Here is an 8,620-nt window from a genome sequence, read left to right on the forward strand (position 1 = left end):
CTCTTAGGGGCTGGGGGTGGGGTGTTAGGGACTTTTGCAAGAGGTCTATTGTCAGAAGCAACCCTGATTAATTCTTCAACATTGTTTGAGATTGTATTGCAAATCGCATTTAAAGGTAAGTCATTGGGATCAAACCCGAAAGGTTCTTCGATTTCTGATCCCATTTGTTCAATACTTAATAATGTAAAACTTACAAAACCTATTATTATCCCAGTCCACCAATTCAAAACGCTAACAATTTCTAAAGGTAATATCAGACAAAAAAGTAATAGCAATTGTCTGAGTTTAATAGTATATATCAAAGGCAGTGGCGTTTTTAAAATACGTTCGCAACCACCTAAAATATCGACTAAATCATCTACGCAGTTATGTAGAGTAGTCAATTGATAGACATTTAGAGAATTTACGTCATGCTGATATTGCAAGTAATCTCCTATCCAGTAAGCAATTTGTAGTGGAGGATGATTAGTATCTTTAAGTTGTAAATATTGTTTTTCAGACATTAAGGATGCTACCTGAATGTCTAAAGGTACTGATCTTAGATGTAACTTCATTGCAACTGCAAAAGCAGTCACTAAGCGAAGTATTGCCTCTTTTTCTAATCTATCTTGCGGTGTCTTATCTTTAACTATTATCCAAATTCCCCGACTTAAGTTGCGAGATGTATTAACTAAACCTCCCCATAGTTGACGACCTTCCCAAAATCTCTGATGGGCTGTATTCGTCCGAAAAACTAATAGTAATGTAAAACCAATATTAAAACTTAAAACAGCATTAGTAAGAATACTGTTAGAATTTGAAAATGCTACTGGGAATCCTAAATTATATAAAAATGATATTAAAAAGCCATATACAGCACAAAAAAGTACCCAAGGAAGAATGATAGCAATAATTGAGCTTTCAAGCCGAAGACTTACTTGAAGCCAGTTCAATTTTTCGCCTTTGTAAAGGTGATACTTTTCTATTAAAGAGTTTTTGGAATTACTTTGAAAATAGTTAGGTAGTTTCATATTGACCACGTTTGACGATTACATCAATTAGCAAGATAAGTTTTTTAGCTAAAGTTATCTTCCTTAAGCAAGATGTAGATTTCCAGATAGCGACTCTTCTACAACTATAATCAACATAAATTGTAACTTTAACATTAAAATTTATTTCTGTGAACCCTCTTGAGGCAGTAAAACTTTTGATTGTCTTCCCGTTCTTCACCATTAACTTGCTTTTATGCTTATATTGGTTGAAGTTCGTGGTATTTCACGATTTATGAGGGAATTAGGCAAAATGTAGATTTATTTACAGTAAAAACTCACTTTTTCTTACCGACAGAGTGATGTCTACAATGGTTACTGACTTGTGCCGAGCGCAGCCGAGGTAGCTTGCCGTTCGTGCAGCTAAAAGAAGTTAATCTCGCTCAGTGGTTGCTAGAATCTGCTAGAGCGGAAAGTTATTTTGCTGCCAATGCTAATAATTTTGCGGGATTGAAATGGCGATATCCTGACATGAAGGGGTTTGCCCAGCCTTTTAAAATGAAAGTTCCTTCAGAGCCAGAAGAAGTTGAGTTCTGCAAATTCCCAGATGTTGATGCTTTTATTATTGGTTATTGGAAGTTTTTAACTCGTTCTGCTTATAAAGGCTTAGAAGAACATACAAATACGCCAGAAAACTTCCTTGGCTTTCTCAAAGGTAAAGGCTATTCAACTGATCCTAACTGTGTCAGTAGAGTTATGAACTTGCTTCCAGAAGCCCAGAAATTGCTGGCTAATGCAGAGGGAGTTGTCATTCCCCCATTAGTGGAACGACTTCAGGTGATTCGTGCGCCTCAAGAAGTGGAAGTAGGGCAAAGTTTTAGAGTTGAAGGTATAGCACGTTTAGCGGATAATGGTAAAGTTTTGTCCTTAATGGTTGATGATAAATTTCCAGGTTCCAATGTACCAATCAGAGAAGATGGCAGGTGGAAATTTGATTTCGTCTTTAAACAAAAAGGCGATCGCTGCTCAAACTCTAAAGCTCCACATTAAAGTGATTGTTCCTTTCGATCATCAGGAGGATGAGAAGACTCAACAACCTACACCATCAAGTTTATCAACAGCGAAGGTAATTAAACTCAGTGGTATTGTGGGAATTGGCGCAGTAAATAAAGCTGATGATGTTAAGGCAGTTAAAGCGCGATTGCATGAACTAGGCTACACATGGGTAGGCGATCCTAACAGTGCAGACAGGGACAGAGGACTATTTGACGCGATCAAACTATTTCAGTCAATCATTGCAGCTAGCAGTACGGCTTTGTACCCCAATGATTGGTCACGATCATCATATTCACTTTGAAATTAACCCACCAGTAAAAAGCTAGACGAAGCCCGATTTTAGCAGAAGAACTCCACCCACAAGGGGATGGAGTTTTTTATGTGGCTTTCAAGGGATAATTCTTGTTATACAGCAGCCTACACGGAGAACTTAATATGACATCTCCAGAAACGGTTACATGGCTACAAGAACGCACGACTTTAGGAATTCTCTCGCCTGAAGCGTTAAATGCGATCGCACAAGTAATTGAAGAACAAGTTGTGCCACCTGAAACTGACTTAGTTAGCGAAGGCACTCCTCCAGAAGCCCTTTATATTCTTCTAGAAGGTCAACTAGAAAGCAATAGCAGCAATCAAAGCAACCCAGCCTTAGCTTGTGGATTCCTCGCCGGAGCAGTGATTGAACTCAAAGAATTGCTGTTGGATGAATTAAGTCCATTCACAATTACTACGGTAACTGAGTGTCACTTGTGGGTTGTACCTGCTGCTAAATTTCGGGAATTATTCACCCAATACCCGGAAATTGCTCAGGCTTTTTCCCGCCAATTGGTTCAAGAATTAGCTCAGGTAACATCTGCACTGGGCTATGAACAAGAGCGTTCCGTAGCTTTACGACCATATTTAGTCACCAAGGCGCAACGCGGTATTGTGGGTACAAGTCGTTATGCTGTGCGGCTGCGGGAGCAAATTCGAGAAGCGGCTGCTGATCGCAAATCAGTGGATATTTTTGGAGAACCCGGGTTAGAAAAAGACAATATAGCAGCCCTGATCCACTTTGGCTCTCCAAAACGGCGAGAACCAATTATTAAAGTAAATTGTGGTATTCTTCAGACTAGCGGTGCAGATTTATTCGGTCGCGCTGGCGGTAAACCAGGACTGTTGGAATGGTTGGGGGAAGGTACTCTAGTTCTCAACAACACCCAAGAATTGCCGGAAGAATTATTATCTCCGGTGACGCAGTTGCTCAAAACTGGCACATATACCCCCGTGACTCGTTCTGGAGAGCCAGTAGCCGAAGCTCGCCCCAGTAAAGCCAGAATTCTGATTGTTTCAGAAAAAACTCAGCCGACAATTGAACGTTCTGTTGGTCACATTATTAAAGTACCACCGCTACGGGTGCGGAAAGCTGATATTCAGGCACAGGTTGAATATTATACTAGTCTTTACATTCGGGCTAGAGGCATTTCTAAACCGCACATCACCCCAGAAGCTTTGCGCCGCCTACAGTCCTATGATTTCCCTGGCAATGTCAAGGAATTGAAAAATCTGGTAGAACGGGCGATCGTGCAAGCTGAGGGTGCCAATGAATTAACAGAAGAAATTTTCTGGCCAGCCGAAACTAAGAAAAAACGATTTCGGGTGAATCTGTTAAACGCCTATCCTCCTTTACGGCGGTTTTTACGTAGTCCCTGGTGGCCCGATCGCATTAACTATGGTTTTACTGCAACGGCTTTTGCTCTCATGGTTGCAGTATTATTTATTGGGCCTCAAACCCGCGATCGCAATTTCGGATTAAATCTATTTTGGGCTTGGTGGTGGCCTTTCTTCTTATTTCTCTTTCCCTTTTTGGGACGTATCTGGTGTTCTGTTTGTCCCTTCATGATTTACGGGGAAATTACCCAAAAGTTATCTTTATGGCTCTGGCCTCGAAAACTTAAGCGCTGGCCCAGAGAGCAAGCTGAGAAATGGGGCGGATGGTTCATGTTTGGCTTGTTCACCCTAATTTTCTTATGGGAAGAACTCTGGCATTTAGAAAATACTGCCTACTTGAGCGCTTGTTTGCTGCTATTAATTACCGCCGGGGCGATGATTTTCTCTGCCATTTTTGAGCGGCGGTTTTGGTGTCGGTATCTCTGTCCCATCGGCGGGATGAATGGTTTATTTGCCAAACTTTCCATGACGGAACTCCGCGCACAGCAAGGTATTTGTTCTGCTAGTTGCACCACTTATCAGTGTTATAAAGGTGGACCTCAAAAAGGCGAAGGGATGGAAACCAATGGATGTCCTTTATATTCGCACCCCGCACAGTTAGAAGATAACAGAGATTGTGTACTGTGCATGACTTGCCTTAAAGCCTGTCCCCATCGTTCCGTCGAATTCAATTTGCGTCCCCCTGGTATTGAACTGTGGACAACTCATGTACCCCGCAGCTATGAAGTAGCATTATTGTTTTTACTGTTGGGTGGTATATATCTGCATCGCTTACCAGAGTTGCTATCTTGGTTGGGCTTACAACTGGATTTAACTCAGTTTTGGCAGCACTTAGGATTATCGCTGCTAGTGTTAATTATGCCAGTAGCTTTTACCTTTGCGGGATACAAAATGATGCAACTGTTTTACTGGTTAGCAAACTATATCGAAGCCGCAAAATCCAAAATCCAAAATTATAATAAACCTCGATCATTTGTAGAACTTGCCTATGGCTACCTACCATTGGTGTTGGGGGGAAACTTGGCTCACTATCTGCGTTTGGGCTTAGGCGAAGCTGGGCGGATTTTACCCGTGGCCTTTGCTACTTTTGGGTTGAGTGCTGAACAATTGCCAATATTGGTTGCTCACCCGGCTGTGACTGCCTTTTTGCAAGGTACAACGATAATTTTCTCCGTGTTGCTGACTATCTTATTAACGCAAAAGATTGCCAAGCAACCAGTGCTATCGCTCCTTTGGCAACACCTAGCAGCGATCGCTTTGGGAGTTAGTATGTGGGTAATTATCGTCTTTTGAGCTTCACATATATTCCACCGGGCGGTTTCTAATCGCCTGGGCTAGGTGCAAAATGTGAGTTAAAAACATTCTTCCCAACGAACGTGATAGAAAATACTCATATAATTTTTCACTCATAATGTAAGGATTACCGATAATGCACGTTCTAAAAAGATCCATCAAACCAGCAACCTATATATCGTTTCTCCACATTTACCAAACTACTTGGGGGACTGCTGGTGATATTTGTTTAATCCGTGAATCTGTAGCTAATGAAAGTACAGCGAAGTTTGTGGGTCATAAAATCGAACTAGCAATACCAAAAGGGTTAGAGCGCGATCGCATCGCCAACTGTCCGATCATCAAAGTTGCAGGTAATGTCGGCGACGGACATCCTAAAGAGCATCCCTTGGAATGGGAGGTTTATGAAGGTGTAGATGTAGAAATAGCTTTAGCAGCTCTCAAACCTTGGGGCTTTAAGTTAATTGAACTCTAATGTGGCGATTTAACAAGCTCAACTCGCTTTCGTTCTTCTGAAACTATTTTTCCCCTAGCGCCATCAGACATTGGCTCAAATGGAAAAATTCATCTACATCTAATAGATATAGGAGTGAAATTAATTAGGGGTTGCCCGAAATCCTTGGTAGGCATAATTCATAAATTGTACCTACGTCATTTTCACTCCTACGTCTAATCTACTAAACCAGGTTTCTAAATCCGCGTAGTTTACCGCCGTAGGCATCGCCTGAAAATCCAACAATGCTTCACCGAGATTTTCTAATTGTTCTAAGGAGAGAGTTTGAATACGGTCTAGCACTTCTTGGGGTAATTCTCCCACCCCTCAAGTAAGCAGACGGAGAAGGTTATCAAAGGACATTAACGATCGCCAACAATTGAACGAGGTATTGTTATTATCTCGTGCAGTGGTTTGAGTGGGCAATGTCTATGATGGTTACTGACTTGTGCCGAGCGCAGCCGAGGTGGCTTGCCGTACCCTTCGGGAAGCCAGCTACGCGCAGCGTCTCGTAGAGAAGTACGGGCTATTCGGCGTCGCACCATCGCTCAAGCAAGCTCATTATTATACTCTGGCCGTATCTTTTTAAATTCTTGTAATATTTACATTAATATTCCATTTCTGGCTAGGTTGAGTTATCAGACATTAAAAAGATAACTGTAGCGGTTCCTGATTTACTAGTAAAACAGCCTTTATTACTAAATAAATTACGAATTATACAAATGTATCTGCACATAATTAAAAAGCGATCGTCGCCCTTTTTCCTTTTTCCCTTTATCCTGCTGTTGACTCTCCTCCTCGCCCTGCCTTGGGTAAGCGCGAAAGAACAGCCGGAGCCGAAGCCGGAAGCGTGGCAAATTAACAGTATCGTTGCTGCCCTTGATGATGGACAGAACGGAGTAAAGGGGTCTGCATTCAACAAATTAGTTGAATATGATCTGAAAGATTTAAAATCTCTAGGGAAGAAACCGGAAGATATTGCTCAAAAAGCTGCCAAAATTCTCAAGGATAAAACCGTTGACTCAATTGTTCGTAGAGGTGCAGCATCGGCATTGGGAAATCTGGGGGAGGCTGCCAAACCCTACGTCAAAGACATCGCTGACATCCTCAAGGATAAAACCGTTGACAATGATGTTCGTAGAGGTGCAGCAGAGGCATTGGGAAAGATAGAACAACTCAACCTGAATAATATTGTTGTAATTCTGGATAGCATCTATTACGCAGGTCAATCAGAATTTGCACAGTGGCGATTTTTGACATATTTCTTGAGTGGCGGCACTAATGAAGTCAAAACACTGCTCACATGGCTCGGTTTTCCTGAGACTAAAACGCTGATTTTCTCAAGAATTTAATTTACAGTGGTGCATTAGATATCTGCATTGACGGACTCAACGAAGTCACAGCCCACACCAGGGCAAAAATCTGCCAGTTTGTCGAAAGCTATTTCCGGGGTAACATTATCATGACTACCCAGCTCCTAGAGTGGACACCACCCTCAACAGCCAAGATATATAAATTACAGCCCCTTGAGCAAACCCAAATTCAGCAATTTTTGATTTCCCGTCAGCCACGACTGCCGAAAGATGCCAAAGTTCAGGGTAATAATTACGAGCAAGCCTGTATTAGCTATCTAGCAACAGCCCTCAGCAACCAGCAATCACCAGAGGAATTAACGCCTAACCAAAGGGTTCTCTCTAACCCAATGGATTTAACAGTTGTGGCGTTAATGATCTCCCAAGGTGAATACCCCGATTTGTTTCACCTGCAACAACAGCAATATAATTTGATGGCAGCCGAATACCTTCAAGAGTGGAACCAGGAATTTCCCTTAAAAAAATTCTCCGATGCAGTCTATCAAATGCGGCTGAACGATGAACAGGCGCTACCCGCAGATGAATTTTTCAAAGTATTAGAATCTTTAGAAGATGAGAAATATAAAATGGTCGTCAGCCGTCAGTGGCAAAACGAAGAAGGTGCAGCCAAGAGAGAATGGTATTTCCGCCACGATAAAATTATGGATTTCTTTTTGGTGCAGAACTTTCTGGGCGAGAAAGATGAAGCTAAAAATCGGCTGATTGACCACATGGGCGACCCCCGTTTTCGCGGTGTATACTTTTTGCTACTAAACTTACTGCCTTTAGATCCTGCCAAAGAACTGAAGGAAAAATTAATTCAATACGCCGCCGATACCAAAGACCATACTGTGAGTGATACCTTCGTGCAATTATTGCGGCCAAGGTCGTGAGATGAATTATATAATTGCTAATGGGCTACGCCCCGCTACGCTAACGTAATTCGTAATTACAGCAGTTTTCATGTATTTAGACCACAAACTCATCTTACTCTCTGCGACTCTGCGCCTGGAGCGTGATCAAAAAATCCGTGGTTCATTTACCTGAAAATCGCTGTAAGAAAGAGACTTATAGGCTAAGGGTAAATTCTTAATTCAATTAAAATGAGTCTTTGAACTGGATGAATCCACCTCTGAACTCCGTCAACGAGTCTTTGAACTGGATGAATCCACCTCTGAACTCCGTCAACGAGTCTTTGAACTGGATGAATCCACCTCTAAACTCCGTTAACGAGTCTTTGATACTCGTGAATAGATCATGGGGTAGGAGCACAGCAATGCTGTGCCCCTACGACAGATGTGGTTCAAATACATGAAAACTGCTGTAAATACGTTACGTAAGCGAAGCTCGTCGTAGGGGACTGACAAGAAATAAATTATCCATCTTGTGGGGTGGGCATCCTGCCCGCCCTGGATATGGGATGGGTGTCTTCACCCGTCCCACAAGAAAATTTGGAATGTTTTTTTATTTGGAAGTCCCTAGATATCGCACTTTTGCCAAAACCTACCAGCTAGCCAATGATCTGATCTACTAAACAAAACGCACACCAATTGTGATTAGTGTGCGTCTGCGGTTAGATTTTAAAAGTTCTCGAACTTAGCGATCGCATCCTTTATCTTATCCACCACCTCATCTACGGGTATAACTCCCAATTCTCCAGAGGCGCGGGTACGGATACTCAAGGTGTTAGTTTCCACTTCCTTAGCTCCCACCACAGCCATCACGGGTATTTTTTCTTTCTCTGCATT

General features: G+C 42.1%; 7 protein-coding genes and 2 pseudogenes. 5 read left to right on the forward strand and 4 right to left on the reverse strand.

Annotated features, from left to right (window positions below; translation table 11 throughout):
* On the reverse strand, window positions 1-1,010 hold a 1,010-nt coding region (locus ACYTXL_RS23770; protein ID WP_461926881.1), incomplete at its 3' end, for a bestrophin family protein.
* 375 nt (window positions 1,011-1,385) lie between these two features.
* Here ACYTXL_RS23770 and ACYTXL_RS23775 point away from each other — a divergent pair.
* The 4 genes from ACYTXL_RS23775 to ACYTXL_RS23790 all read left to right on the forward strand — a co-directional run bounded on the left by ACYTXL_RS23775 (window position 1,386) and on the right by ACYTXL_RS23790 (window position 5,502).
* Window positions 1,386-2,018 carry a glucosaminidase domain-containing protein gene (locus ACYTXL_RS23775; protein ID WP_461926882.1) on the forward strand — a complete coding sequence of 211 codons (633 nt, stop codon included), beginning with the start codon at window positions 1,386-1,388 and terminating at the stop codon, window positions 2,016-2,018.
* A 1-nt stretch (window position 2,019) separates the two neighbouring features.
* Window positions 2,020-2,325 carry a hypothetical protein gene (locus ACYTXL_RS23780; RefSeq protein WP_461926883.1) on the forward strand — a complete coding sequence of 102 codons (306 nt, stop codon included), beginning with the start codon at window positions 2,020-2,022 and terminating at the stop codon, window positions 2,323-2,325.
* A 134-nt stretch (window positions 2,326-2,459) separates the two neighbouring features.
* Window positions 2,460-5,027, forward strand: a complete 2,568-nt coding sequence (locus ACYTXL_RS23785) for an AAA-type ATPase lid domain-containing protein (protein WP_461926884.1) — start codon at window positions 2,460-2,462, stop codon at window positions 5,025-5,027.
* A gap of 136 nt (window positions 5,028-5,163) precedes the next feature.
* Window positions 5,164-5,502, forward strand: coding sequence for a hypothetical protein (locus ACYTXL_RS23790; protein WP_461926885.1), 339 nt, complete (start codon window positions 5,164-5,166; stop codon window positions 5,500-5,502).
* A gap of 171 nt (window positions 5,503-5,673) precedes the next feature.
* Here ACYTXL_RS23790 and ACYTXL_RS23795 read toward each other — a convergent pair.
* Together ACYTXL_RS23795 and ACYTXL_RS23800 are read right to left on the reverse strand one after the other, a co-directional pair.
* Window positions 5,674-5,844, reverse strand: a pseudogene (locus ACYTXL_RS23795) (DUF4351 domain-containing protein); the annotation flags it as partial.
* A gap of 38 nt (window positions 5,845-5,882) precedes the next feature.
* Window positions 5,883-6,065, reverse strand: a complete 183-nt coding sequence (locus ACYTXL_RS23800) for a hypothetical protein (RefSeq protein WP_461926886.1) — start codon at window positions 6,063-6,065, stop codon at window positions 5,883-5,885.
* Window positions 6,066-6,467: 402 nt separating this feature from the next.
* On the opposite strand from ACYTXL_RS23800, the pseudogene ACYTXL_RS23805 reads away from it, so the two are divergent.
* Window positions 6,468-7,765, forward strand: a pseudogene (locus tag ACYTXL_RS23805) (HEAT repeat domain-containing protein); the annotation flags it as partial.
* 687 nt (window positions 7,766-8,452) lie between these two features.
* On the opposite strand, the gene ACYTXL_RS23810 reads toward ACYTXL_RS23805, so the two are convergent.
* Window positions 8,453-8,620, reverse strand: a 168-nt coding sequence (locus ACYTXL_RS23810) for a His/Gly/Thr/Pro-type tRNA ligase C-terminal domain-containing protein (RefSeq protein WP_461926887.1), incomplete at its 5' end; no start/stop codon positions are given.

Source organism: Nostoc sp. (assembly GCF_054880495.1).

Coding starts and splice junctions, on each gene's coding strand:
- ACYTXL_RS23800 (WP_461926886.1), bottom strand. CDS start 6,065: ATGGTGCGACGCCGAATAGCCCGTACTTCTCTACGAGACGCTGCGCGT.
- ACYTXL_RS23790 (WP_461926885.1), top strand. CDS start 5,164: ATGCACGTTCTAAAAAGATCCATCAAACCAGCAACCTATATATCGTTT.
- ACYTXL_RS23785 (WP_461926884.1), top strand. CDS start 2,460: ATGACATCTCCAGAAACGGTTACATGGCTACAAGAACGCACGACTTTA.